Below are 24,360 nucleotides of genomic sequence, written 5' to 3'. Positions count from 1 at the left end.
TGCTAGCCAGTCTGTGCAATGGAAGCTTTGCTGGAGATGGCAGGAACTGAAAAAGCCCCGCACGAGGCGGGGCTTTTCAGTTTAGCGTTGGGGCCAGTATTATTCGGCAGCCATTTCTTCGGCTTCGCCTTCCTGGCGCATCATTTCGAGTTCGCGCTCTGCTTCCTCGTAAGCAGTCTGCACTTCCTGTTGGACCTTGGCTGCCGCTTCTTCCAGTTCCGGTGAGAGCGAGATGTTGCGGTAGTATTCCATGCCGGTTCCAGCCGGGATGAGACGGCCGACGATGACGTTCTCCTTGAGGCCGCGCAGGTTGTCGACGGCACCGTTGATGGACGCCTCGGTCAGTACGCGCGTGGTCTCCTGGAAGCTGGCTGCCGAGATGAAGCTCTCGGTAGACAGCGACGCTTTGGTGATACCGAGCAGAAGCGGACGGCCAGTTGCCGGACGTCCACCATTCGAGATGGCGCGCTCGTTCTCGTTGCGGAAGCGGAACTTGTCAACCTGCTGTTCGAGCAGGAAGTTTGTGTCGCCGACTTCCTCGATCTTCACCCAGCGCAGCATCTGGCGGACGATGGTCTCGATGTGCTTGTCGGAGATGGCCACGCCCTGGAGACGGTAGACTTCCTGGATTTCGTTCACCAGGTAGGCCTGCAGCTCCTTCTCACCGAGCACGGCGAGAATGTCGTGCGGGTTGAGCGGTCCATCCATCAGCGGCTCGCCGGCGCGCAGGCGTTCACCCTCCTGCACGTTGACGTGGACGCCGCGAGGCACCGAGTACTCCTTCTCCTCGCCGTTGTCAGCGGTGACGTAGATCTTACGCTGACCCTTGCTGACTTCGCCGAACTTCACCACACCATCGATTTCGCTGATGATGGCGGTTTCGCGCGGCTTGCGGGCTTCGAAGAGTTCTACGACGCGAGGCAGACCGCCGGTGATGTCCTTGGTGCGCGTGGTTTCGCGCGGAATCTTGGCAAGGATATCGCCGGGGAAGACTTCGTCGCCGTCCTGGATCATTAGGTGAGCGCGCGAAGGCATCAGATAACGCTTGTTGCCCTTGCTGCCCTTGATGAGGATCGCTGGCTGGCGCTTCTCATCAGGTGCATCGCCGACGACGAGGCGCGAGAGGCCGGTAACCTCATCGACTTCCTCATGCAGGGTGATGCCTTCCTGCAGGTCCTTGAACTGGATGGTGCCGCCGATCTCAGTGAGGATCGCGAACGTGTAGGGATCCCACTCGACCATTGCCTGACCGAGCTCGACCTTCTGACCGTCTTCCACCTTCAGCTTTGCGCCGTACACAACCTGGTAGCGCTCCTTCTCACGGCCACGGTCGTCAACAACGGCGATCGAACCCGAACGGTTCATGGAAACCAGATCGCCACCCTTTGAACGAACGGTGACCATGTTGATGAAGCGGACGGTACCGTTGTTCTTCGCGTCGAGCTTCGACTGCTCCGAAACACGCGATGCCGTACCACCGATGTGGAAGGTACGCATCGTGAGCTGCGTTCCGGGCTCACCGATGGACTGCGCGGCGATGACGCCGACAGCTTCGCCGAGCTCAACCATCTTGCCGGAGCCGAGGTTGCGGCCATAGCAGAGGATGCAGACGCCACGCTTGGATTCGCAGGTGAGCACGGAGCGAATCTTGACGCGCTCAATGCCGGCTGCCTGAATCTGCGATGCGAGGTCTTCGGTGATCTCCTGGTTGATGTCGACGATGACGCTGCCTTCGTAGTCCTTGATCTTTTCGAGCGAGACGCGGCCGATGATGCGGTCACGCAGCGGCTCGATGATTTCGCCAGACTCGACGATAGGAGTTACGTAGATGCCTTCGACGGTTCCGCAGGTGTGCTCGCTGACGATGACATCCTGCGCCACATCAACCAATCGACGTGTCAGGTAGCCGGAGTCAGCAGTCTTCAGAGCGGTGTCAGCCAGACCCTTACGCGCGCCGTGCGTCGAAATGAAGTATTCGAGCACGGTGAGGCCTTCACGGAAGTTTGCCGTGATGGGGGTCTCGATGATTTCGCCCGACGGCTTCGCCATCAGTCCGCGCATGCCGGAGAGCTGACGAATCTGCTGCTTCGAACCACGAGCACCGGAATCGGCCATGATGTAGATCGGGTTCATGGCTCCTTCCTTGTCGGCGTTCTTCATGTTGTTGAACATCTCATCCGCAACCTTCTCGGTTACAGATGACCACAGCTGAATGACCTTGTTGTTGCGCTCACCGTTGGTGATCGCGCCGTCAAGGTACTGCTGCTGCACGGCAAAGCGCTGCTTTTCCGCTTCGCGCACGACACCGTACTTCGTCTCCGGGATGACCATGTCGTCCAGGCCGACGGAGAGGCCGGAGCGCGTCGCGTACTGGAAGCCCAGTTCCTTGATGCGGTCGAGCATCTTGACTGTAACTTCAAGGCCGAGGTTCAGGTAGCAGTAGTTGACCAGCTGGCCGATGCCCTTCTTCTTGAGCAGACCGTTGACGTACGGCATGCCATCCGCAAGAGCGTCGTTCAGGATGGCGCGGCCGACGGTCGTGGTGATGTACTGCTTGTCGTACTCGACCGGCTCGGTGTGCGTCAGATCCTGATCGTCGTATGCGGTGGTCATGTCGAGGACAGAACCGGTGTAGCGCAGACGAATCGGCGTGAGGGTTTCGATCTCCTTGGCTTCGAGGGCCATGAGTACTTCTTCGGTGTTCGCGAAGACGCGGCCTTCACCCTTGCCCCCCTTCTTGGCCTTGGTCAGATAGTAGAGACCGAGAACCATGTCCTGTGTAGGAACGGTGATCGGCTGACCGGACGCGGGCGACAGGATGTTGTGCGAAGCGAGCATCAGCACGCTGGCTTCCACCTGCGCTTCTGGCGACAGCGGAATGTGCACGGCCATCTGGTCACCGTCGAAGTCCGCGTTGAACGCGGTGCAAACGAGCGGGTGAATCTTAATGGCCTTGCCTTCAACAAGCACAGGCTCAAAGGCCTGGATGCCGAGGCGGTGCAGGGTTGGGGCACGGTTCAAGAGTACCGGATGGTCCTTGATGACTTCTTCAAGGATGTCCCACACGATCGGCTCCTGCAGCTCGACCATTTCCTTTGCCTGCTTGATGGTCGTGCAGTGGCCTGTCTGCTCAAGGCGGTGATAGATGAAGGGCTTGAAGAGTTCAAGCGCCATCTTCTTTGGCAGACCGCACTGATGCAGTTTCAGCTCAGGACCGACGACGATGACCGAACGGCCAGAGTAATCAACGCGCTTACCGAGCAGGTTCTGACGGAAGCGGCCCTGCTTGCCCTTGAGGGTGTCAGAGAGCGACTTCAGCGGACGGTTGTTCGCGCCGCGCAGAACGCGGCCACGACGGCCGTTGTCGAAGAGCGCATCGACAGCTTCCTGCAACATGCGCTTTTCGTTGCGCACGATCACCTCAGGCGCGTGGAGGTCCATGAGCTTCTTGAGGCGGTTGTTGCGGTTGATGACGCGGCGATACAGGTCGTTCAGATCAGACGTCGCGAAGCGGCCGCCGTCCAGAGGAACGAGGGGACGCAGCTCCGGCGGAATGACCGGGATTACGTCGAGAATCATCCACTGCGGCTTGTTGCCGGACTTGCGGAAGGCTTCGACAACCTTGAGGCGCTTCGAATACTTGAGGCGCTTCTGCAGCGAGGTCTCAGCCTTCATGCGCTCGCGCAGCTCGACGGCCAGCTCGTCAACATTGACGCGCTTCAGCAATTCCTTGATCGCCTCGGCACCCATCATGCCCTTGAAACCAGACGGGCGATACTGCTGGTCGAGTTCGCGGAAGCGGTTTTCATCCTTAATGATCTCGCGCTCGCGCGTCGGCGAGTCGCCTGGATCTACGACAACATAGCTTTCGAAGTAGAGCACGCTTTCGAGATCACGCAGAGAAATGTCGAGCAGGTGGCCGATGCGCGACGGCAGGCCCTTGAAGAACCAGACGTGCGAGCAGGGCGAGGCCAGCTCGATGTGGCCGAGGCGCTCACGGCGAACCTTTGACAGCGTAACTTCAACGCCGCACTTGTCGCAGATGACGCCGCGATGCTTCATGCGCTTGTACTTGCCGCAGAGACACTCCCAGTCGGTGACCGGGCCGAAGATGCGGGCGCAGAACAGTCCGTCGCGCTCCGGCTTGAAGGTGCGGTAGTTGATGGTTTCCGGCTTGGTGACTTCGCCATGCGACCAGCTGCGAATCTTCTCGGGCGAAGCGAGCGAGATGCGGATAGCGTCGAAATCCGTGATCGGGCTGGTTAATTCAAACGGGCTGGAACGGTACAAGGTGACCCTCCTTGAGTTCCGGGTACTTCTGTGTGGGGTGGCCTGTCGCTCCCGGCGGGACAGGTCCCATGATGCTTATCTCAGGGGGCTGAAGCCCCTTGCAAAACTTGTTCGGGCAGGCGAGGGCTAAAGCCCTCGCCTTCCGTTTCGCCGCTTAGTCGGCGGCTGCGAATGTTGGCAGCGGCTGCTTCTTTGCGTCGTCGCCTACCTGCTTGATGAGTTCCACATCAAGGCAGAGCGCCTGCAACTCGCGAATCAACACGTTGAACGATTCCGGCACGCCGGGCTCAATGGCTGCCTCGCCCTTGACGATGGCCTCGTAAATCTTGGTACGGCCATAGACGTCGTCGGACTTGGCGGTAAGCAGCTCCTGGAGAATGTAGGCAGCGCCATATGCTTCAAGCGCCCACACTTCCATTTCTCCGAAGCGCTGGCCTCCGAACTGCGCCTTACCACCCAGCGGCTGCTGCGTGATAAGCGAGTACGGCCCGATCGAGCGCGCGTGGATCTTGTCGTCAACCAGATGCGAGAGCTTGAGCATGTAGATGTAGCCCACGGTCGCCGGCTGTTCGAACTCTTCGCCGGTCATGCCGTCAAAGAGCGGCGTCTTGCCTGAGCTGGGAAGTCCAGCAGCGGCGAGAAGCGCCTTGATCTCGGTTTCGCGCGCACCGTCAAAGACTGCCGTGCCAAACCAGATGCCCTTCTGCATACCCAGACCCACCCGCCTGACCTGCTCGTCGTCGAGCTCAAGGAGCTGACGCAGAGCGGCAGTACCGGAGAAGCGCTCCCTGAAGACTTCGCGGATCGCATTGGCGTCCTGGTTCTGCTTCACGATTTCGGCAACCTGCTCGCCGAGTTCGTGCGCAGCCCAGCCAAGGTGCGTTTCGAGAATCTGACCAACGTTCATACGCGAAGGCACACCAAGCGGGTTGAGAACAATTTCTACCGGCTTGCCATCGGGCAGATATGGCATGTCCTCTTCGGGCAGGATGCGCGCGATGACGCCCTTGTTACCGTGGCGTCCGGCCATCTTGTCACCGACGGAGAGTTTGCGCTTCATGGCGATGTAAACCTTGACCAGCTTGATGACGCCGGGAGCAAGCTCGTCGCCCTTCTGCAGCTTGGAGATGCGCTCGTTCGTGATCTTGCGCAACACATCGATCTGACGCGAGGTCATTTCCTCGATCTCGTCGATCTGCTCATTCACGCGCGGGTCCTTGTCGTTGTAACGGATGCGCTTAAGGTTTTTGGTCGAGATCAGCTCGATGGTGTCGCGGTCGAGGATTGCTCCCTTCACGAGGAGGCGCTTATTGGTGCGCTCGTCGTGAAGGTCGGCAAGAACTTCCTTGCCTCCGAGGATCGCTTCGAGACGCTTCAGACGCTCGTCGGTGAGAATACGAATCTCATCGGCGAGGTTCTTTTCAAGCTTCGCAACCTGCTCGCCTTCGATCAGCTTGGCGCGCTCGTCCTTCTCCTGACCCTTGCGGGAGAATATGCGAACATCGACCACCGTGCCTTCGATACCTGGAGGGCAGGTGAGCGATGCGTCGCGCACGTCGCCGGCCTTTTCGCCGAAGATGGCGCGCAGCAGCTTCTCTTCCGGAGTGAGCTGCGTCTCGCCCTTGGGGGTGACCTTACCGACGAGAATATCGTTGTGCTTGATCTTCGCGCCGATACGGATGACACCGCTCTCGTCCAGATCGCGCAGTGCGCTCTCTGAAACATTAGGAATGTCACGCGTGATTTCTTCCGGTCCAAGCTTCGTGTCGCGCGCTTCGATCTCGAACTCTTCGATGTGGACTGAGGTGTAGTAGTCCTCACGAACGAGCTTTTCCGAGATGAGGATCGCGTCCTCGAAGTTGTAACCGCGCCACGGCATGAAAGCCACGAGCACGTTGCGTCCGAGGCCAAGCTCGCCCTGCTCTGTGCAAGGACCGTCAGCGATCACCTGTCCCTTCACCACGCGATCGCCATGACGAACGATCGGCTTCTGGTTGATGCAGGTGTTCTGGTTCGAGCGCTTGAACTTCGTCAGCTGGTAGATATCCGAACCAACTTCACGCGACAGCTGCGTCGGGTGATGCTCACCTTCCACGCGGATGATGATGCGCTCGGAGTCGACCGAATCGACCACGCCGTTACGGCGTGCCAGAATCACGGCTCCCGAATCGCGCGCAGTGACGCCTTCCATGCCGGTTCCGACAAGCGGAGCTTCCGACACGAGCAACGGCACCGACTGGCGTTGCATGTTGGCGCCCATCAGCGCGCGGTTTGCGTCGTCGTGCTCAAGGAACGGCACGAGCGATGCGGCAACCGAGACCAGCTGCTTCGGGCTCACGTCAACGTAGTCGACTTCCTTGCGGTCCACGAGGACGAAGTTGCCCTGACGGCGAGCATTCACCAGCTCTTCGGTGATGTTTCCATGCTCGTCGAGCTCGATGTTTGCCTGCGCGATGGTGTGACGGTCTTCCTCCCACGCAGAAAGGTAGAAGGAGAAGGGTTCGAAGTCGATGTGGCGCTTCTTGTCCTTCTTGAGCTGGTTGTTGAGCTTCAGCGCCTCGGACTTTTCGAGGTGATCGCCGACACGCAAACCGCTCTCACCGGCATTCGTAACCTGAACATAATCAAGGACACGGTGATCTTTCACGCGGCGGTATGGCGATTCAATAAAGCCGTACTCATTGATGCGCGCGAAGCACGAGAGCGAGCTGATCAGACCGATATTCGGACCTTCCGGCGTCTCAATCGGGCAGATACGGCCATAGTGCGTCGGGTGAACGTCGCGGACTTCGAATCCGGCGCGCTCACGCGAGAGACCGCCCGGTCCAAGCGCGGAGAGACGGCGCTTGTGCGTGATCTCCGAGAGCGGATTGGTCTGGTCCATGAACTGCGAGAGCTGCGAGGAACCGAAGAACTCACGGATGGCGGCCATCACCGGCTTTGCGTTGATGAGGTCGTGCGGCATGGCCGTCGACATCTCCTGATAGACGCTCATCTTTTCCTTGATGGCGCGTTCCATACGCACGAGGCCGATGCGGAACTGGTTCTCCATCAGTTCACCGACAGCACGCACGCGGCGGTTACCAAGGTGATCGATGTCGTCCACGATGCCGATGTTCTTGCGCAGCTTGAGCAGGTACCGGATGGTTCCGTAGAAGTCTTCCGGAGTCAGCGTGCGCTTGTCGAGCTGCGTCGCATCCTGGCTCTCATAGAGCTTGATGTTGAACTTCAGACGGCCCACGCGCGAGAAGTCGTACTTGCGCGCATCAAAGAACATGCCTTCGAAGAGCGCAGTCGCGGTATCGAGCGTCGGCGGATCGCCCGGGCGCAGCTTGCGGTAGATCTCGATCAGAGCCTCTTCCGGCTTGCGTACGGAGTCGCGGCGCAGCGTGTTGGTGATGATGTTGCCCACATCGTCGCGCTCAGGAAAGAAGACTTCGACCGTAGATACGCCGCTCTGCATGATCTTGTGCAGCTTGTCGGCAGTGAGTTCCTGATTCGCTTCAAGAAAGATTTCTCCCGTGGTCGTGTCGATCACGTCGGCTGCGGTTACGGCACCGTCGAGTTCGGCGGTTTCGATTTCGACTTCGGAAACCTTGTGCGAACGCAGCGCCTTCAGGATCGACGGAGTGATCTTGCGGCCAGAGTGGGCGATTTCTTCGTTCTTGACTACAACAGCGTGCGCAGGCTTCGCGCCCAGCAGATGTGTCGGCTTCTCGGCGTTCTCATCGAGCGTCCAAAAGAGCTTGTTGTCACGCACCGAGATCTTGTCGACGGTGTAGAAGGTCTTGAGAATCTCTTCGTCGGACTTGAGACCGAGCGCCCGCAGGAAAATCGTGCCGAGGAACTTACGCTTGCGGTCGATGCGGACGTAGAGCGTGTTCTTCTGGTCGTACTCAAACTCAACCCAGGAGCCGCGATAGGGAATGATCTTACCGAGGAAGTAGGTGCGGTTGTTCGCCGTCTCAAAGAAGACGCCGGGCGAACGGTGCAACTGCGAAACAATAACACGCTCGGTTCCGTTGACGATGAACGTGCCATTCTGCGTCATCAGCGGAATGTCGCCGAAGAAGACTTCCTGCTCCTTGATGTCGCGGATGGTCTTGGCGCCGGTCTCTGCATCCTTGTCGTAAATCGTGAGGCGCACGGTGACCTTGAGCGGAGCAGAGTAAGTCATGCCACGCTCCTCGCACTCCGCCTGATCGTACTTGAGCTGCAAGCCTACAGGGTCGCCGCACTTGTTGCAGAAATCAGGCGTGTTCTTGTTGTAGGTGCCGCACTTGTGGCAGAGCACATCGCCGGGATGGAATGGGTCGGTGATAACCATGGCGCCGCAATTGACGCAGGCGGTACGCAGGTGATGCAGGCCCTTCAGGTGTCCGCACTTGCACTCCCAGTTACCAATCGAGAAGTCGACGAAATCAAGCTGCGAGATATTACGAAAATCAGTAATCGGGAAAACCGAGGTGAAAACCGATTGCAATCCGTTGTCTTCGCGCTCGGTGGGCAGCTTGTCCATCTGCAGGAAACGCTCGTAGGAACGCCGCTGCACTTCGATCAGGTTAGGGATTTGAATGGATGTAGGAATTTTTGAAAAATCGAGACGGCTGCGTAGTGCGCGGTTCTCGCTTGACATGCTTCACTCCTGGGCTCGTAAAACGCGAGGTGGATGACATGCTGTCCGAGTCACGCAACATGCCGAGGGATTTCTATCCTGCCGTCTCCGTCCTCGCCCAGAGGCAGCATGGTGTTTCTTTGAAGAAATGACCTGCGGGCCAAAACGGAACGCGCAGGATGAACACTTCCGGAGAGCTTTCCACATCTCCGGTCTTGCCAAACCAGACAACCTCGCGGTACAAAACAAACGTCAGAGCGAAGTGCTGGACAAAACCGCTGCTAGTGCAGCATCATGCGGGTTGTCAGGGTAGAGCGTGGGAGGCTAAAGCGCGGAGAAGTAAAAGACGATACAAATGCCAATCGCTCGTAGAGACAAGATGTCTTACGAGCGCCACAACCGGATTGTGCACTTGTTATAAACAGAATGTTCGTTTCCCGCCGCTTCGCAACTGCGTGTATGCCGCCCTACAGCCGATCCCAAGTTTTCACATCTGCGAGTCCGCCGCATGCCCACAGATATGCCGACAATCTTAATGTGCCGGTAAGCTTTCCTTGCGTTCACCCCATCATCAAACGGGTATAACCATTTGACTTGCCACGGCTTATAGCAAAGCCGCAAAAGGAACTACGCAAAAGTCGCGCCCCAAAGTCAGGCTCGTTGCACAAAAGAAAGCCAAACGGAACGCGCAACAGTTATCATAGCGCGTTCCGCTTTGGCATGCAACTTGCCTTATTGACAAGTTGGCTTACTTGACTTCGATGGTCGCGACGCCTTCGAACTTCTTCTTGATGGCCTCGGCATCTTCCTTGCTGATGTTCTCCTTCAGAGGCTTCGGAGCTCCGTCGACCAAGTCCTTGGCTTCCTTCAGACCCAGCGAGGTGACTTCGCGTACAGCCTTGATAGTGTTGATCTTGTTCGCTCCGGCATCCTTGAGGATAACGGTGAACTCAGTCTGCTCAACTGCCGCAGGAGCTGCCGCACCTGCCGCCGCACCGGCCACGACGACCGGAGCCGCCGCTGCCGCCGAAACGCCAAGACGCTCTTCGAGCTTCTTTACCAGGGCCGCTGCGTCCAGCAGGCTAAGCCCGACAATCTGATCTTCCAACTGCTGCAAATCCGCCATCATGTTCTCCACGTAAAACTAAATTTTGTTTTGCCATCCGAAACGTCGCCGCTCCGGTCGCCGCTTGCCCGCCTTGAGGTTTCCGTTGTGCCCAGACCAGCACCCCTCAAGCCTGCTTGCGGCTGTAACTTCTCAACCCTTGGCGAATAGCGTTCCGCTACTCGCTGGCGGCTGCTTCTCCGCCTGAAACTTCCGGCGCAGCCGGTTCGGCCGCTGGAGCCGACTCCACTGGCGCAGTGGATTCTACCGCTGGCTGTTCTGCCTGAGCCTGCTCCACTGCCGGGGCTTGCTCAACCGCTGCAGCCAGCTCCACCGCCGGGGATGGCTGCGCTGCCGAAGCCTGCGCGCCTGAAAACTTGTTTTGCTCGACCGCCTGATTGATCACTACAGCCAGGTCGCGGCCCGTCGCGTTGATGACAGTGGCCAGACGTTGTGCCGGAGCGTTGATGAGGAAGAGCAGCTTCGAGAAGATCTCTTCCTTGCCCGGCATGGTCGCCAGCTGCTTGACCTCTTCGACGGTAATCACTTTGCCGTCGATGATGCCGAGCTTAAAGGTGAACTCCGCGTTGTCAGTTACCCAGGTCGAAAGTGCCTTGGCCAGCGCGACCGGGTCGCCGCTGGTGTATGCGACGGACGATACACCCTTCAGGCCCTGCAGAGCCGCTTCAATCTGTGTACCTTTCGAAGCGCGCGCAGCGAGCTTGTTCTTAAGCACGCGGTAGCGGCCGCCTGAGGCGCGAACGGTCTTGCGCAGCTCAAAATCCTGCGCGACGGTCAACTTGGCAAAGGTGCCGATAATCGCGCTGGTCGAGCCCTCAAGCTCGTGCGCCAGCTGCGAAACCTTCTCTGCCTTCTTTGCTCTCGTAAATGGCATTGTTCTAAATCCTTACTGGCCACCGCCTGCGGCGCATTGCGCTCATGCAAGCTGGCCGGAAATCCTTGAAAATCTGCTTAAGCCTTTGCTGCCTGATCCGCAATCGAGTGGTCGAGCGAGATACCAGGGCCCATCGTCGAGCTAAGCGTGATGCCCTTGATATACTTGCCTTTCGCTGCCGAAGGCTTGGCACGCATAACGCTGCTGATGACTGTCATTGCGTTGTCCACCAACTTCTCCGGCGTGAACGAAAGCTTGCCTACCGGAACGTGCACCAGAGCCGTTTTGTCGGTACGGAACTCAACCTTACCGGCCTTGATCTCCTTTACGGCCGCAGCGACATCGCTGGTTACCGTACCCGTCTTCGGATTCGGCATCAGTCCGCGAGGACCGAGCACCTTACCAAGGCGACCGACCGACTTCATCATGTCGGGCGTCGCGATCAGGGCGTCGAAATCCGTCCAGCTTTCCTTCTGAATCTTCTCAACCAGCTCTTCGCCGCCGACAATGTCCGCACCCGCCGCTTCCGCATCGCGCTGGCGGTCGCCGGTAGTAATGACGGCAACCTTTTTTGTCTTGCCCAGGCCGTGCGGCAGAACAACCGTGCCGCGCACCATCTGGTCGGCATGCTTGGGATCGACACCGAGACGCATGGTCAGATCGACCGTCTCATCAAACTTTGCAAACTTGACTTTCTGCAGGAGCGGAACCGCATCCTGGAGCGAATAGGGGCGGTTCTCGACAGCCGCGCGCGCCTTCGCAATATTCTTGCTGACCTTCTTTGCCATGTATCCTCGTCTCCCACCGCACAGTCGATGCCGCCTGCTGGCCGTGGTGCTGTTGACTGCGTTTCAAGCTGGCGCTTGAGACGCATCTTTGATTATGCCACACATTTCCCCGTTTTTCCTACAGGAAATGTGCCTAACCGGCCTTACGCCGTGACTTCAATCCCCATCGAGCGCGCCGTGCCCTTGATGCTCTTCACAGCGGCTTCGACTGAAGCGGCGTTCAGGTCGGGCATCTTCTGCTTGGCGATGTCGAGGACCTGCGCCTCGGTCACCTTGCCGACCTTGTTCTTGTTCGGCGTCCCCGAACCCTTGGCCAGGTTCGCTGCCTTCTTGAGCAGCACTGCTGCAGGAGGCGTCTTGGTAACAAAGGTGAAGCTGCGGTCCACATAGACGGTGATGACGACCGGGATGATCAGGCCAGCCATCTCCTTGTTCTGCGTACGGGCGTTGAACTGCTTGCAGAATTCCATGATGTTGACCTGCGCCTGACCGAGCGCGGGGCCGACCGGAGGCGCTGGTGTGGCCTTACCGGCTTCAATCTGGAGCTTGACCTGAGTTTGTACTTTCTTTGTTGGAGCTGCCATTGCCTTTAAAACCTTTCCTTACGGCGAGCTTTTCGCTCAACCAGATTCTCGTACTGCAAATTCGCTAAACGATCTTTTCTACCTTGCCGAATTCAAGCTCGACCGGGGTCGAGCGGCCAAAAATCGTCACCATCACCTTGAGCGTCTCACGGTCTTCGTTGACTTCGTCCACAACACCGTTGAAGTTCGCAAACGGTCCTTCGGTGATCCGCACGGACTCGTTCTTCTCGAACTTGATCTTAAGGCGCGGCTTGTCCTTCGAAATATCCGTGCGGAAGAGGATCGAACTGACTTCCTGCTCGCTCAAAGCTACTGGCTTATCACCGGTCCCGAGAAATCCCGTGACGCGCGGCGTGTTCTTGATCACGTGCCACAGGTCATTGTCGAGATCCATCTCAACCAGCACATAGCCGGGCAAAAAGACCCGTTCGACGGTACGCTTCTTGCCGTTGACGATCTCCGTCACGGGTTCGGTCGGTATCATCACACGACCGATTTTGTTCTGCAGACCGAAGGCCTGCACGCGGCTTTCGAGCGACTCGCGAACTTTACGCTCAAATCCCGAATAAGCGTGGATGATGTACCACTTGAAGCGCTCGCTGGCTGGTGGGCCAAGCTGTTCCGGATTATCGTTGCCGGTGTTTTCGTCGTGGGTTTCTTCCGCCATGATTCCTTCTTCTGACATGCTTACTGACCACCGAGCCAATGCAGCAGAGCCTTCAACGCGCTACCAAAAATCGAGTCAACTACATAGAAGAACGCCGCGAAGACGAAAACCGTAACGATCACCACCGTGGTTGTCGCCTGCACCTCAGAACGCGAGGGCGTGACGACTTTGCGCATCTCACCGCGCACATCCTTCAGGAAATCGGCCGTGCGCGTCCAGTACGCGGTCACCTGGCTGGTTGTAGTGCTCTTCTGCGGGGAGTCGCCGGTTGCCAATGCTGCCTTCGCCATAACGCTGTTTCCTTCTTGTACGCCTACAGCTTACCCGCTGTTCCGCGGCAACCATTTCCCGGCAGCGGTTGCGGCTGCATTCAAATCTGGCAGGGGCGGAGGGATTCGAACCCCCAAGTTCGGTTTTGGAGACCGACAGTTTAACCGTTGAGCTTACGCCCCTGGGACTGGCCGTCCAGGCAATCGCGCCCTCTCGGGCGCCCTGAACAACCAAAATACTTACTTGGTTTCTTTGTGGTCCGTGTGCTTGCGGCAACGCTTGCAGAACTTCGAGAACTCGAGACGGCCTGTGGTCGTCTTTTTGTTCTTCGTCGTCGAATAATTCCGTTCCTTGCACACCGGACACTGTAATGTCACAATTTCGCGCATCTCTTTATCCTAACCGATTGCCGGGAAGCACGTCCCTGGAATCGCTAATTCAATCTTTCCGTAGTCAGCGGAAACTCAACTCCGCTGACTCACTGAACTTCGTTTACGGCCAGTCCTACTGCAGGATCTCGGTAATAGTGCCGGCGCCTACCGTGCGTCCGCCTTCGCGGATCGCAAACCGCAGGCCCTTCTCCATCGCCACCGGGGTATGCAGCTCGATCTCGAGCGAAATGTTGTCGCCCGGCATCACCATCTCCGTACCCGCCGGCAGATGCGCCGATCCGGTCACGTCCGTCGTGCGGAAGTAGAACTGCGGACGGTAGCCGTTGAAAAACGGCGTATGACGGCCACCTTCTTCCTTCGACAGCACGTAGATCTCACCCTTGAACTTCGTGTGCGGCGTGATCGACGCCGTCTTGGCCAGCACCATGCCGCGCTCGACGTCTTCCTTAGGAATACCGCGCAGCAGAAGCCCAGCGTTGTCGCCAGCCAGACCTTCATCCAGCTGCTTCTTGAACATTTCCACGCCCGTCACAACCGTCTTTCTGGTCTCGCGGAAACCGACGATTTCTACTTCCTCGCCCACCTTCACCTTGCCGCGCTCAATACGGCCCGTCACCACCGTGCCACGGCCCGAGATCGAGAAGATGTCTTCGATCGGCATCAGGAAGGGCTGGTCAATCGCACGCGCCGGCAGAGGAACGTTCTTGTCCACCGCCTCCATCAGCTCGTCGATCTTCGCTTCCCACTGCGCTTCGCCGTTCAGGGCTCCCAGAGCCGAGCCGCGAACCACCGGCACATCGTCGCCGGGGAAGTTGTACTTCGACAGCAACTCGCGCACTTCCATCTCGACCAGGTCGATCAGTTCCGGATCCTCAACCGCATCGCACTTGTTCAGGAACACCACGATGTACGGCACGCCTACCTGGCGGGCCAGCAGCACGTGCTCCTTGGTCTGCGGCATCGGGCCATCGGTCGCTGCAACGACCAGAATCGCGCCGTCCATCTGCGCCGCGCCCGTGATCATGTTCTTGATGTAGTCGGCGTGGCCGGGGCAATCGACGTGCGCGTAGTGACGGTTCCCCGTCTCGTACTCGACGTGCGCCGTTGCGATCGTGATGCCGCGCTCCCGCTCTTCCGGAGCGTTGTCAATCGTGTCAAACGAGCGGAACTTGTTGTTCGGGTTGTGCTTCGACAACACCTTCGTGATCGCCGCCGTCAACGTCGTCTTCCCGTGATCGATATGCCCAATCGTCCCCACGTTTACGTGCGGCTTCGACCGGTCAAATTTCTCCTTCGCCATTGCGAGTCTCCTAATCTACTCGGAAGGAAATGCGCCGATCCGACGCTCCCACTCCGTTAATCCTGCCAGCTTCACGTCCAGCGTCTCGTAGCTTTCGCAATATTCCTGCCGAAAGCCTTCAAACGCTGCGCGCGACGTCCATGCATCCAGAGTGAAAAACCGTAAGGGATGCTTGACGCTCCGCACTAATTCCACGCCCAGAAACTCCGGAGACTTCCGAAACAACCGAGCCCAAACACCTGTCGGGGAGTAAGCTTCAACAAAAGCTTCCTCACAACCCGAGCGCACCTCGAACTCCCACATCACCACGTAAACACTGGGTTCGGAAGCGTGCGCAAACACAAACTCTTCAGTAATACGCGTACACCTTCAAATACTTCGCTCGCACCTCGGGCGCGACGTGCTCAACCAGTCCGAGGTACATTTCGCGAACCTGCCCTCGGTCAGAGTCACCCAGCGAGCCATACAGCGCTGGCGTCTTTGCGCCGAGAAATCCGTGCGCCAAGATGGCCTCAAACTGACGGGCCCGCAGTTTCGCCTTTTCCACCTGACGAAGAAACTTCGCCGCATTCGCCGGAGCAAAGGCGTCGTGCAATGCCTTTTCCACTTCGGCAAAAGTCTTCTCGTCCTGAACCGGAAGAACCGCCTGCTCGAACATTGCTTGCTACGAACTCCGCTTACTTAAAATCTGGAGCGGGAGACGGGAATCGGACCCGCGACCAACAGCTTGGAAGGCTGTGACTCTACCACTGAGTTACTCCCGCTACTTACCGCTCGCCCCTTGTTATCGCCTGGTCCTTCGCGCAATGCGCTCAGGATCTCGGCGGCGGGCTCCCACTCCGTTCACGCCCGCCAATCGCCTTGACTTACACGCTACAGGGCCGACAGCATTTTTCCACTGTCGGCCTCGGGCGCTTTTCCCAATCCTGGAGCTGATGACCGGGATTGAACCGGTGACCTCTCCCTTACCAAGGGAGTGCTCTACCAACTGAGCTACATCAGCCTGCTTACCAACACCTACTGCGGATTCTCTTCCTCATCGTACTGCCGACCCGCTGTCAGCAGAATTCGAAGAGCAAACCCGCCGAGCAGCACGAAGACCAGCATGCGAACCTTGCCGGAATTCATGGTGCCCCACGCCAAGGCAGCGAGCACGCTCAGAACGAGGAGCGCAACCGCTTTGCGCCTCCAACCTCGAACCTGCATAGATGAAACCCGCTTCCCGACTACAATCTAAGCTTCTCAGCTTGAAATCTTACTGGTGCTGCTACATCTCATGGTGCACAGGGGAGGATTCGAACCTCCGTAGCTCCTAGGAGCGGCAGATTTACAGTCTGCTGCCATTAACCACTCGGCCACCTGTGCAAACACCCTGCTGGTGCAAGCTTTCCACTTCCGTCAGACACCAACTGTCCTTCGGAGACCTAAAAACACTCCGGCTTCTCAAGGACGCTGTCAGGTGGAATGACTGCGGATGGCTCGCGCCAATCGAACTCACGCTTCTCTTGCGAGGCTTTAGGATTCTGGAGCTGGCGAAGGGACTTGAACCCCCGACCGTCTGATTACAAATCAGATGCTCTACCAGCTGAGCTACGCCAGCCCGAACAGCCTCATACTCCTGTTTCCAAAGACACCAAGGCGTCAGCTGGAAGAGGCGTACAGAATGAAAGGTTATCACACGCGGAGACGCTTCGCAACGAGCGGCTATGGCATCTGGAAACGGCCATTTTGCAATGTTTTCCCGATCCAGTCAGCGTGCGGAAGCCCACAGCCAACAAGCGCCTGAATTTCCCGGTTCACGTCGTATTCGACACGCCGGATTTCCGGGTTGAAGTCATTGAGCAAGAGGTAGGCGGCGCGCGGATCGCCATCGTAAGAAAGGCTCACGCTACCGGTATTGACGATGGTTACTCTGGCGAGTTTTCGGATGTAAGACCGGTGAATGTGAGCGTAGACGGCAACGGGTTGACCGAGCACCCCATAGACCGACTCCAATTCCTCGTCTCCAGCTTCCAGCGCGGGCGCGCGCCAGAGGCTCTCGGGACAGGCGTGTACAAGCGCCATGGGAGTAAGAATCTGGCTCCGCGGCAAAGCACCCAGCCATGCAAGCCGCTCCTCTCCCAGGGCTTCACGAGTCACGTCCGCCATCTCGCGAATGACGGAAAAAAGGCGCTGCAGGTGTGGCATCTCACTCGCAAATTCCTCCAACGACTCTGGCATCACGAGCATTTCATCCGTATTGCCGACCACCCCCTGCCGGCCAAGATCGCGAATGCAGTCCACAATTTCTGCCGGGGCCGATCCACCATGAGCCAGGTCACCCCCGTGCAAAATCAGGTCGGGTGAGACCTCGCGCAGGTCTGCAAGAACCGCTTCAAATGCGGTCCGATTGCCGTGAATGTCAGATAGGACCGCAATGCGCATGATCGCTCCGTTGCCGGGCTAAAGCCGCTTAACAATCAGCTTAACTTTGAAGAAACGCATTCATATACAGGAGATGGTACCTTCGTTTCTCCGCGCGACGAAAATATGTCCCCACGCAGTTCCTCTGTGCTGTAATGCGCACAAGGGATCTCACTGAATGAAACTACTCGCGAAGTTCAATCTTCTTCTGATCGTTGTTTTTGGCCTTGGCTTGGCTCTGATTGCTGTCAACGCACGAAGTTTTCTCATGGACGACGCGAAGAAGGTTGTCCTGAACCAGGCTGAGTTGATGTCCGCCGGCGCAAACGCAACGCGCAGCTACACCGAAGAAGAGATCAGCCCTATTCTTGAATCCACGCCGGAGCATGCGAATACCTTTCTGCCGCAGACCATCCCTTTCTATGCCGCGACGGTTACATTCAATCGCCTGCGCAAGAATTTTCCCGACTACACGTATAAGGAAGCCACGCTAAATCCGACGAATCTTGTCGATCGCGCCGAGGACTGGCAAGCGGACATCATCAACTATTTCCGTAATAATCCGAGCGCGAAAGAGTTTTACGGCGAACGTGAGAGCCCGGTCGGACCCACGCTTTATCTGGCGCACCCGATTGTCGCCGAACAGGGGTGTCTAACGTGTCACAGCACTCCCGGCATTGCTCCCAAAGCGCTCATCAAGCGCTATGGCTCTCAGAATGGTTTTGGTTGGAAGCTGAATGAGATTGTGGGATCGCAGATCATCACCGTTCCCATGTCAGTCCCGATTAAGATCGCCGATGAAGGCTTCCGCAACCTGCTGATTACTCTTGGATCTATCTTCCTCGCCACAATTGTGCTCATCGATCTGGGCATGTATTTCATCGTGATTCGGCCCCTGCGCAAGGTAAGCGCATCGGCAGATCTCATCAGCACCGGCGATATCGATCAGCCACCGCTGCCGGTAAAGGGCAAGGATGAAATCGCTGAAGTCACAACGTCGTTCAATCGCATGCACACCAGCCTGAAGAAGGCGATGGAGATGTTGAACGAGTAGAGAAGCTGCTCATGGTTTGTGAAAAAATCGAACCATGGGCAGTGAACTCAAAAGCGGCTTTGCGTGCCGGGTCTGCGGAGAGCGGCATGATGTTCTGCCGTTGAGTTACAGTGTCAAGGCTCCGGTTGCCGTGACCGCGATTCCACCCGACGAATTAGAAAAACGGGTAGTCATCACACCCGATCAGTGTGTCATTGACAGCCGGGATTTTTATTTGCGTGGACGCATTGTTGTGCCTGTGATCGGGACCAACGAATTATTTGTTTGGGGAGTATGGGCTGAGATCAGCCCTAAGAACTTTATCCGAGCAAACGGTTTGTGGAACACGCAGGGGCGCGAGATGGAGCCTGCTTTCCCTGGCTGGCTAAACACCGAGTTGTTCCCATTCGGCAACACGATCAATCTTGAAGTGAACGTACACACGCAGCCGATAGGATGGCGGCCGCATTTCACCGTCTCCGATCCAGACCACCCACTCGGGATCGAGCAGCGCAGCGGCATCACGCTCGAACGAGTCGAGGAGATCGCAGAGATGATCCTGCACCCCCGATCAGCAGCAGCCAGCACTCCCTAGTTGTGCTTCGATTGTAGGAATTTCTGCCTGTCTTTTTCTGAGGGGATGTGCGATGCCGCCTCCTGATAAAGCTGGTTCAGGTTTGTGCACTTCGGAGCCAGCTTGCGCACCACAACGGTTGCAATCGGGCCGATGTAAACCGCCAGTTTCCTACTGATGTCATCGAGCGGAAATGCGGCAATCTGGCTTGCACTCTTTTGTTGCTGCGATGAAGTGCCGCTCGCGCGTTGCTCCACAGGTTGCACGGCCCCAACCGGTGCTCCGCTGGGAATATGCAGCGCCGTGGTCTCAACCGAGAAGGCTTCCCGCATTGCGGCAGCAGGAATAAGATCAAGCGCTGCGAGAAAGCTCAGAGCACTGGCGAATCTCCCTTCCGGCGTCTTCTCCAAAGCCTTCAGAAGAACATTCGAAAGTTCTACCGGAAGGCGGGGATTCAAATGTATGGGCGCGGTGGGGCGGTCGTTCAGATGCGAACGCATGATCTCAAGATTGTTGCTGCCCTTGACGGGAAGCCATCCAGTCAGAATCTCGTAGAGCGTTACCCCCACAGAATAGATATCCGACCGCAGCGTAGCCTTGTCGCCGGCGATCTGCTCGGGCGACATATAGTTTACCGATCCGAGCATGAAGCCCGGCGCAGTCAGTTCGGCTGAGTGCGCGCCGATTGCAATCCCGAAATCGACAAGCTTTATCTCGTTTTCACTCGTGATCATGATGTTCGAAGGCTTGATGTCCCGATGAACTACGCCCCGGCCATGCGCATAATCGAGCGCCGAAAGTATTTGCCGCGCATACCGTATGACTTCAGGCACGGGCATGCGCATCCGCATGCTTCTGGCTCGCAGGGTTTCCCCATTGACCAGTTCCATGATCATGATGAGTTGACCGTCAGAATAAAACGCATTGTGCAGCGCAGCGATGTGTGGATGGTTCAGCGCTCCCAGCAGCTGAATCTCACGTCGAAAACGCTCCGCTAGTTCCGGAGTTGCAATCTGGCCAGGAAGTAGAATCTTCATGGCTTCGCAGCGCTGTGAGATGGTGTGGCGTACTTCGTAAACCTCGCCAAGACCGCCAGACCCCAGCGCGCTGACCACTTCGTAGTCCCCTACCCGTTGTCCAATTTCAAATGCCATAGGCCCTGCAATCATTCTGCTTGAAGCAGCCAACCGCCAGCAATTACTAAGAACAACTCCCTGATGCTTTGCCAGCGCACCGAATGAGATGATGGAATGGTCACCAAGGAGAGATCTTGAGAATTCGCAGGCGCACGAGGATCACGATCGGTGTGGTTGTGGTCATTCTCCTGCTATTGCTAGTTGCCTTCTACCTGCGCATGAAAGCCCCGCCGGAGGCCGCGCGACTGCTGCCGGAGTCTGACGGCATCGTATATCTGAACCTCCGCCCGATACGAACCGTCACACACTTTGATCAACATCCGGTGACGCATGATCCTGATTACCAGAGCTTCATCGATGCCACAGGCATTCAGTTCGAGCGCGATCTGGATGAAGCCGCCTTCGCGCTGCATCGCATGCCTGATCCAGCGGGGCCCAATGGCCTTGTCGCCTTCTCGGAGGTCTTCGTTGGCCACTTTGACGGGCGAAGGCTCACCCATTACCTCGAAGGTCTGTCGACTTCACGAGAAAACTACGCTGGACACATCATTTACAGCATCCCCAGCGATGGACGCACCGTGCGTGTCACGCTGCCTGGCTATGACATGGTTGCAGTGAGCAACACGCCAACTTCGGAGCAAATCCACTCCATACTCGATCGATACCGCACTGCGGCGCTGCCGTTTGCCGGTTCCAGCCTCCTAACCGATCACTATGAAGAGGTGCCGCTGCTCTCACTCGCCTGGGGTATCGGACAGATCGGTCTTCCCTTTGGAGATAGCGGGAATGTGAGCATTTTCGGCCTCAAACTGCCAATCACCTTCGATTCCACGTTCATTGCCTCGCTTCGGTGGACTGGATCTTTGCGATTGCGCATCGAGGAAATCGCTCCAACCGAGGAGGCGGCCGCTTCGTCAGCCGATTCGCTCAGGATGCTGCTGAATTTTGCACGCAATGCGGAGGCGGCCGCTCCCGGCATAACCGATGCAGAACTGAGACCGTTGCTCGATAGCATTCAGATTGAGCATCATAGGGATCGCGCGGTACTGCACGCCACCGTAACCCCGCAATTGCTGGAACGACTTGTCACGCCGCCGGGAAAAATGCAGGCTCCGCTGGCGCCTGCCGGTGGCAGCAAATAATTGGCGACTACGATATAGTCAAAACTAGAGTGGTTAGACCACTCAAGCTCGCTCCCGCACGCCTGCTGAACCCCTAACCGACCCTGGAGGATCTGGAAGTATGAGGAGACAATCCCTGAGCGTTGCTGCGGTTGCGGCGACGTATGTTGCTATTGCATTGTCGGTTCCCGCTCTGTATGCCGACGGCCCGCCGCCGCCTTCTGTCATCACGGGAAAGACAGCGTTCACTGATTACACACAGGAGAAACCGGGCGTCCGCCGCAAGATAACGGTAGCTGATCTTCCTCAACCCTACGCCACGAAAGGGGTTGATAATGGCGCGGATATGGTCAAGCGTCCCGATGGCGCATGGCCGCAGGCTCCGGCAGGATTCAAAGTATCGCTCTACGCAGATGGTTTGAACCAGCCGAGGCTGATTCGCACTGCTCCCAACGGCGATCTTTTTGTGGCCATGAGTTCCAGCAATGAGATTATGGTTTTCCGGGGAGTAGGCGCGAGCGGCAAACCGAAGCAGATGGAGAAATTTGCCGACGGCCTCAGTCAACCCTTCGGCATTGCCTTTTATCCATCCGGACCAGACCCAAAATGGGTTTATATCGGGAACACCGACTCAGTCGTACGTTTCCCCTACAAGAACGGCGACCTGAAAGCACGCGGGTCCGCAGAAAAACTCGCCGATCTCCCCGGCGGCGGGCGCCTGCGCGGAGGCGGTCACTGGACACGCGACATCGTCTTCTCGAAGGACGGCACAAAGATGTTCGTCTCCGTTGGATCGCACTCGAACGTCGATGACCCGGATACGCATCCGGAAGAATTTCACAGAGCTGATGTACTGGAGTTCACGCCCGAAGGAAAATTCATCAAGATCTACGCGTATGGCATTCGCAATTGTGTAGGTGAGGCCATTAACCCGACCACAGGGCAGCTATGGTGCTCGACCAATGAGCGCGACATGCTGGGCGACAATCTTGTCCCTGACTATGTCACCCACATCGAAGAAGATGGCTTTTATGGCTGGCCGTGGTGGTACATGGGACAGAACCAGGATCCGCGACTTCAAGGCACACATCCGGAGTTGAAGACAAAGGTCATCACGCCGGACGTTCTGCTGCAACCTCACTTTGCCTCCCTTGAAATGAACTTCTATGAAGGCTCGCAGTTTCCTGCCGAGTACAAGGGCGACGCGTTCGCCGCAGAGCATGGCTCCTGGAATAAGGCCAACAGAGCCGGCTACGAAGTCATCCGCGTACCGATGCACGATGGCAAAGCAACGGGCGAATATGAAGACTTTCTGACAGGCTTCACAACTGCGGATGGTCATGTGTGGGGGCGTCCGGTAGGAGTAACTGTCGCCCATGATGGATCGCTCTTCGTGACCGATGATGGCTCGGGATCGATCTGGCACGTCACTTACGGTTCCAGGTAATCTCAACTCTCTCCCGTGCTCTTCCCTTCCATCCTGCGTCGCAGCAGAATAGTGAAGGGAGGAGCACATCGTGTCTACGGCTGAAGACTTTCCTTATGAAACCCGGCTCAACATTCTTCATGAGCCTCTCGAACTGATCGACGAAAAAGCGCTCTCAACAACCTGCACGCACAAATGGTTCAATCAAACCCTTTGCCAGGTGAACGGGTCCGTTGTCCGTCTCGGCGTAGTGGAAGGCGAATATCACTGGCACAAGCATGACGACGATGATGAATTCTTCTATGTCGTAGAAGGCGAATTGTTCATCGACCTGGAATATCGCACGATTAGTCTTCAGCCAAGACAGGCCTTCGTAGTGCCAAAGGGAATCCTGCATCGGACACGCGCACCGAAGCGAACTGTCATGCTGATGGTGGAAAACGCCGGCATCGTTCCAACCGGCAATTAAGCCTGTCTCGGACGCAATTGAAAGGCCGCCAACATTGGCGGCCTTGTCATCTCCGATTGTCTGTTCCTAGTTTGCGCCGCCGCCCGCAGACATTGAGCTGCCGGTGCTGGCAAGCTGTTGCATGGTATCTCGCAGATATTTGTGCGGATTCACCGGCGTATTGCGAACACGAACTTCATAATGAAGGTGCGGACCTGTGCTGCGGCCGCTGGTGCCAACATATCCAATCACCTGCCCGCGCGTCACCTGCTGGCCCTCGGTCACGGCAAAGCCGGAAAGATGTCCATAGACAGTCTTGATCCCGAAACCGTGGTCGATGACGATCTCCCGCCCATAACCGGAAGCCCGGTCCGCCATCTCCACGGTGCCGTCTGCAGTTGCGCGAACCGCCTCACCAAAAGTAGAAGAGATGTCGACCCCGGCGTGGAAAGCGCCTTCTCCGTTGAATGGATCTTCCCGCTCTCCAAACGAGCTGGTCACCGGCCCTACCACAGGCCACAGTGAAGGCGCATTCGCGAGATTCAGGGCGTCGTCCAGGCTACCGAAAGGATGACGTGTACCGAGACCAAACGACTGATAAACCTGCCCTGAAAGCGCTGTCCGGCGCAAAGCATTCAATTGATCGAAGGATTGTGAATAGGCCTGCTGGCTGAAGTTGTCGGGGCCGTCAGAAAGTACGGGAGCCGTAGCCGTGATCCTTGACTTTGCGGCGGTCAGCTTGTTCTGGCGCAGACCGTACAGAGCACTCACTTCGTTTGCCAGCGATCCTAGCGAAGCAGCCTGCACTTCTTTCTCATGGGCCACCTGCTCAAGCTGCGCATAGTCTTTGCGGAGGGCTTCATGCTGCGAGCGGACCTGATTGAAACTGGCGGTCTTCAGCAGCATGCGCGAATAGGAACCCGCCATTCCGGTAATCGTAAAGGCCCCTACAATTGCAGCCGCTACAAAGATATAGGCGTAATGGAGAGGAACCGGAATCTTCCTGAGCCGACCATCTTCTTCGCGAGCAACAAAAATAATGTAGTAACGTTTACGCAAAATTCTCGCCCAATAAGTCTTACCCGTCTGGAACTCACAACTTAGGCCAATTACGCGTAACGAATCTCGGAACGTAGCCGGGAGCAGGTTTTCGGGTATTCTTTGATGACCCTATCAGCTTGACGGATAAGGGTCAATCAAGTTCGATGCATTTCAAGAACCCCGGGATATCGCTGGTAACATTCCAACGGGCCAGTTAAGCTGCACAAGTCATAGTGCCGGGTGTGCCGAATCGTAACAGCAAGGGGTATTCT

At 57.2% G+C, this 24,360-nt stretch carries 21 protein-coding genes and 5 tRNA genes; 5 read left to right on the top strand and 21 right to left on the bottom strand.

The annotated features are described in order from the left end of the window. Window positions 1-99: 99 nt before the first annotated feature. The 19 genes from rpoC to H7849_RS22540 form a co-directional block, all read right to left on the bottom strand. Entirely contained in the window at window positions 100-4,290 is a 4,191-nt protein-coding gene (gene rpoC, locus H7849_RS22630; protein WP_186742735.1) for a DNA-directed RNA polymerase subunit beta', read from the bottom strand. Between the two features lie 154 nt (window positions 4,291-4,444). Next, window positions 4,445-8,926, bottom strand: a complete 4,482-nt coding sequence (rpoB, locus tag H7849_RS22625; protein WP_186742734.1) for a DNA-directed RNA polymerase subunit beta — start codon at window positions 8,924-8,926, stop codon at window positions 4,445-4,447. Between the two features lie 727 nt (window positions 8,927-9,653). After that, on the bottom strand, window positions 9,654-10,031 hold the full coding sequence (rplL, locus tag H7849_RS22620; protein WP_186747765.1) for a 50S ribosomal protein L7/L12: 378 nt from the start codon (window positions 10,029-10,031) through the stop codon (window positions 9,654-9,656). A gap of 157 nt (window positions 10,032-10,188) precedes the next feature. Further along, on the bottom strand, window positions 10,189-10,905 hold the full coding sequence (rplJ, locus tag H7849_RS22615; RefSeq protein WP_186742733.1) for a 50S ribosomal protein L10: 717 nt from the start codon (window positions 10,903-10,905) through the stop codon (window positions 10,189-10,191). Window positions 10,906-10,982: 77 nt separating this feature from the next. Then, window positions 10,983-11,693, bottom strand: a complete 711-nt coding sequence (gene rplA, locus H7849_RS22610) for a 50S ribosomal protein L1 (RefSeq protein ID WP_186742732.1) — start codon at window positions 11,691-11,693, stop codon at window positions 10,983-10,985. Window positions 11,694-11,836: 143 nt separating this feature from the next. Further along, window positions 11,837-12,277 (bottom strand): 50S ribosomal protein L11, encoded by a 441-nt coding sequence (gene rplK, locus H7849_RS22605; RefSeq protein WP_186742731.1) that lies wholly within the window; start codon window positions 12,275-12,277, stop codon window positions 11,837-11,839. A 64-nt stretch (window positions 12,278-12,341) separates the two neighbouring features. Continuing rightward, complete coding sequence (gene nusG / locus H7849_RS22600; protein ID WP_186742730.1) at window positions 12,342-12,944, bottom strand: transcription termination/antitermination protein NusG; 603 nt, start codon at window positions 12,942-12,944, stop codon at window positions 12,342-12,344. A gap of 20 nt (window positions 12,945-12,964) precedes the next feature. Continuing rightward, window positions 12,965-13,234 carry a preprotein translocase subunit SecE gene (gene secE, locus H7849_RS22595; RefSeq protein ID WP_186742729.1) on the bottom strand — a complete coding sequence of 90 codons (270 nt, stop codon included), beginning with the start codon at window positions 13,232-13,234 and terminating at the stop codon, window positions 12,965-12,967. Between the two features lie 87 nt (window positions 13,235-13,321). Continuing rightward, window positions 13,322-13,397, bottom strand: a tRNA-Trp gene (locus tag H7849_RS22590). A gap of 56 nt (window positions 13,398-13,453) precedes the next feature. After that, complete coding sequence (gene rpmG, locus H7849_RS22585) at window positions 13,454-13,603, bottom strand: 50S ribosomal protein L33 (protein WP_186742728.1); 150 nt, start codon at window positions 13,601-13,603, stop codon at window positions 13,454-13,456. 115 nt (window positions 13,604-13,718) lie between these two features. Continuing rightward, window positions 13,719-14,906 carry an elongation factor Tu gene (tuf, locus tag H7849_RS22580; RefSeq protein WP_186742727.1) on the bottom strand — a complete coding sequence of 396 codons (1,188 nt, stop codon included), beginning with the start codon at window positions 14,904-14,906 and terminating at the stop codon, window positions 13,719-13,721. Between the two features lie 15 nt (window positions 14,907-14,921). After that, on the bottom strand, window positions 14,922-15,248 hold the full coding sequence (locus H7849_RS22575) for an antibiotic biosynthesis monooxygenase family protein (RefSeq protein WP_186742726.1): 327 nt from the start codon (window positions 15,246-15,248) through the stop codon (window positions 14,922-14,924). A 7-nt stretch (window positions 15,249-15,255) separates the two neighbouring features. After that, window positions 15,256-15,564, bottom strand: coding sequence for a hypothetical protein (locus H7849_RS22570; RefSeq protein ID WP_186742725.1), 309 nt, complete (start codon window positions 15,562-15,564; stop codon window positions 15,256-15,258). Between the two features lie 31 nt (window positions 15,565-15,595). Then, a tRNA-Gly gene (locus H7849_RS22565) sits at window positions 15,596-15,670 on the bottom strand. Between the two features lie 163 nt (window positions 15,671-15,833). Continuing rightward, window positions 15,834-15,909, bottom strand: a tRNA-Thr gene (locus H7849_RS22560). Window positions 15,910-15,923: 14 nt separating this feature from the next. Further along, window positions 15,924-16,112 (bottom strand): hypothetical protein, encoded by a 189-nt coding sequence (locus H7849_RS22555; protein ID WP_186742724.1) that lies wholly within the window; start codon window positions 16,110-16,112, stop codon window positions 15,924-15,926. A gap of 71 nt (window positions 16,113-16,183) precedes the next feature. Then, window positions 16,184-16,271: transfer RNA gene (locus H7849_RS22550), tRNA-Tyr, on the bottom strand. Window positions 16,272-16,430: 159 nt separating this feature from the next. After that, a tRNA-Thr gene (locus tag H7849_RS22545) sits at window positions 16,431-16,506 on the bottom strand. Window positions 16,507-16,610: 104 nt separating this feature from the next. Next, entirely contained in the window at window positions 16,611-17,330 is a 720-nt protein-coding gene (locus tag H7849_RS22540; protein WP_186742723.1) for a metallophosphoesterase family protein, read from the bottom strand. A gap of 157 nt (window positions 17,331-17,487) precedes the next feature. Here H7849_RS22540 and H7849_RS22535 point away from each other — a divergent pair, with 157 nt between their 5' ends. Both H7849_RS22535 and H7849_RS22530 read left to right on the top strand, forming a co-directional pair. Beyond that, complete coding sequence (locus tag H7849_RS22535) at window positions 17,488-18,363, top strand: c-type heme family protein (RefSeq protein ID WP_186742722.1); 876 nt, start codon at window positions 17,488-17,490, stop codon at window positions 18,361-18,363. Between the two features lie 34 nt (window positions 18,364-18,397). After that, on the top strand, window positions 18,398-18,937 hold the full coding sequence (locus H7849_RS22530; protein ID WP_186742721.1) for a DUF2199 domain-containing protein: 540 nt from the start codon (window positions 18,398-18,400) through the stop codon (window positions 18,935-18,937). Here the strand turns inward: H7849_RS22530 and H7849_RS22525 are convergent. Further along, a complete protein-coding gene (locus H7849_RS22525) occupies window positions 18,934-20,070 on the bottom strand; it encodes a serine/threonine protein kinase (RefSeq protein WP_186742720.1) in 1,137 nt (378 codons plus the stop codon). The genes H7849_RS22530 and H7849_RS22525 overlap by 4 nt on opposite strands. 116 nt (window positions 20,071-20,186) lie before the next feature. Here H7849_RS22525 and H7849_RS22520 point away from each other — a divergent pair, with 116 nt between their 5' ends. The 3 genes from H7849_RS22520 (at window position 20,187) to H7849_RS22510 (ending at window position 23,068) form a co-directional block, all read left to right on the top strand. After that, on the top strand, window positions 20,187-21,194 hold the full coding sequence (locus tag H7849_RS22520; protein ID WP_349627436.1) for a hypothetical protein: 1,008 nt from the start codon (window positions 20,187-20,189) through the stop codon (window positions 21,192-21,194). Between the two features lie 100 nt (window positions 21,195-21,294). Beyond that, window positions 21,295-22,620, top strand: coding sequence for a PQQ-dependent sugar dehydrogenase (locus H7849_RS22515; protein ID WP_186742719.1), 1,326 nt, complete (start codon window positions 21,295-21,297; stop codon window positions 22,618-22,620). A 70-nt stretch (window positions 22,621-22,690) separates the two neighbouring features. Then, window positions 22,691-23,068, top strand: coding sequence for a cupin domain-containing protein (locus tag H7849_RS22510; protein ID WP_251106419.1), 378 nt, complete (start codon window positions 22,691-22,693; stop codon window positions 23,066-23,068). A 66-nt stretch (window positions 23,069-23,134) separates the two neighbouring features. Here the strand turns inward: H7849_RS22510 and H7849_RS22505 are convergent, their stop codons facing one another. Then, complete coding sequence (locus H7849_RS22505; protein WP_186742718.1) at window positions 23,135-24,106, bottom strand: M23 family metallopeptidase; 972 nt, start codon at window positions 24,104-24,106, stop codon at window positions 23,135-23,137. Window positions 24,107-24,360 lie beyond the last annotated feature (254 nt).

It is taken from the genome of Alloacidobacterium dinghuense, assembly GCF_014274465.1.
GTDB lineage: Bacteria > Acidobacteriota > Terriglobia > Terriglobales > Acidobacteriaceae > Alloacidobacterium > Alloacidobacterium dinghuense.
The sequence above is the reverse complement of the archived record's forward strand: the minus strand, read 5'-3'. Positions and strand labels throughout refer to the sequence as shown.

Coding starts and splice junctions, on each gene's coding strand:
- rplK (WP_186742731.1), bottom strand. CDS start 12,277: ATGGCAGCTCCAACAAAGAAAGTACAAACTCAGGTCAAGCTCCAGATT.
- H7849_RS22570 (WP_186742725.1), bottom strand. CDS start 15,564: ATGTTCGAGCAGGCGGTTCTTCCGGTTCAGGACGAGAAGACTTTTGCC.
- H7849_RS22535 (WP_186742722.1), top strand. CDS start 17,488: ATGAAACTACTCGCGAAGTTCAATCTTCTTCTGATCGTTGTTTTTGGC.
- H7849_RS22540 (WP_186742723.1), bottom strand. CDS start 17,330: ATGCGCATTGCGGTCCTATCTGACATTCACGGCAATCGGACCGCATTT.
- H7849_RS22530 (WP_186742721.1), top strand. CDS start 18,398: ATGGGCAGTGAACTCAAAAGCGGCTTTGCGTGCCGGGTCTGCGGAGAG.
- rplL (WP_186747765.1), bottom strand. CDS start 10,031: ATGGCGGATTTGCAGCAGTTGGAAGATCAGATTGTCGGGCTTAGCCTG.
- rplA (WP_186742732.1), bottom strand. CDS start 11,693: ATGGCAAAGAAGGTCAGCAAGAATATTGCGAAGGCGCGCGCGGCTGTC.
- H7849_RS22555 (WP_186742724.1), bottom strand. CDS start 16,112: ATGCAGGTTCGAGGTTGGAGGCGCAAAGCGGTTGCGCTCCTCGTTCTG.
- tuf (WP_186742727.1), bottom strand. CDS start 14,906: ATGGCGAAGGAGAAATTTGACCGGTCGAAGCCGCACGTAAACGTGGGG.
- rpmG (WP_186742728.1), bottom strand. CDS start 13,603: ATGCGCGAAATTGTGACATTACAGTGTCCGGTGTGCAAGGAACGGAAT.
- nusG (WP_186742730.1), bottom strand. CDS start 12,944: ATGGCGGAAGAAACCCACGACGAAAACACCGGCAACGATAATCCGGAA.
- H7849_RS22515 (WP_186742719.1), top strand. CDS start 21,295: ATGAGGAGACAATCCCTGAGCGTTGCTGCGGTTGCGGCGACGTATGTT.
- H7849_RS22525 (WP_186742720.1), bottom strand. CDS start 20,070: ATGGCATTTGAAATTGGACAACGGGTAGGGGACTACGAAGTGGTCAGC.
- rplJ (WP_186742733.1), bottom strand. CDS start 10,905: ATGCCATTTACGAGAGCAAAGAAGGCAGAGAAGGTTTCGCAGCTGGCG.
- secE (WP_186742729.1), bottom strand. CDS start 13,234: ATGGCGAAGGCAGCATTGGCAACCGGCGACTCCCCGCAGAAGAGCACT.
- rpoB (WP_186742734.1), bottom strand. CDS start 8,926: ATGTCAAGCGAGAACCGCGCACTACGCAGCCGTCTCGATTTTTCAAAA.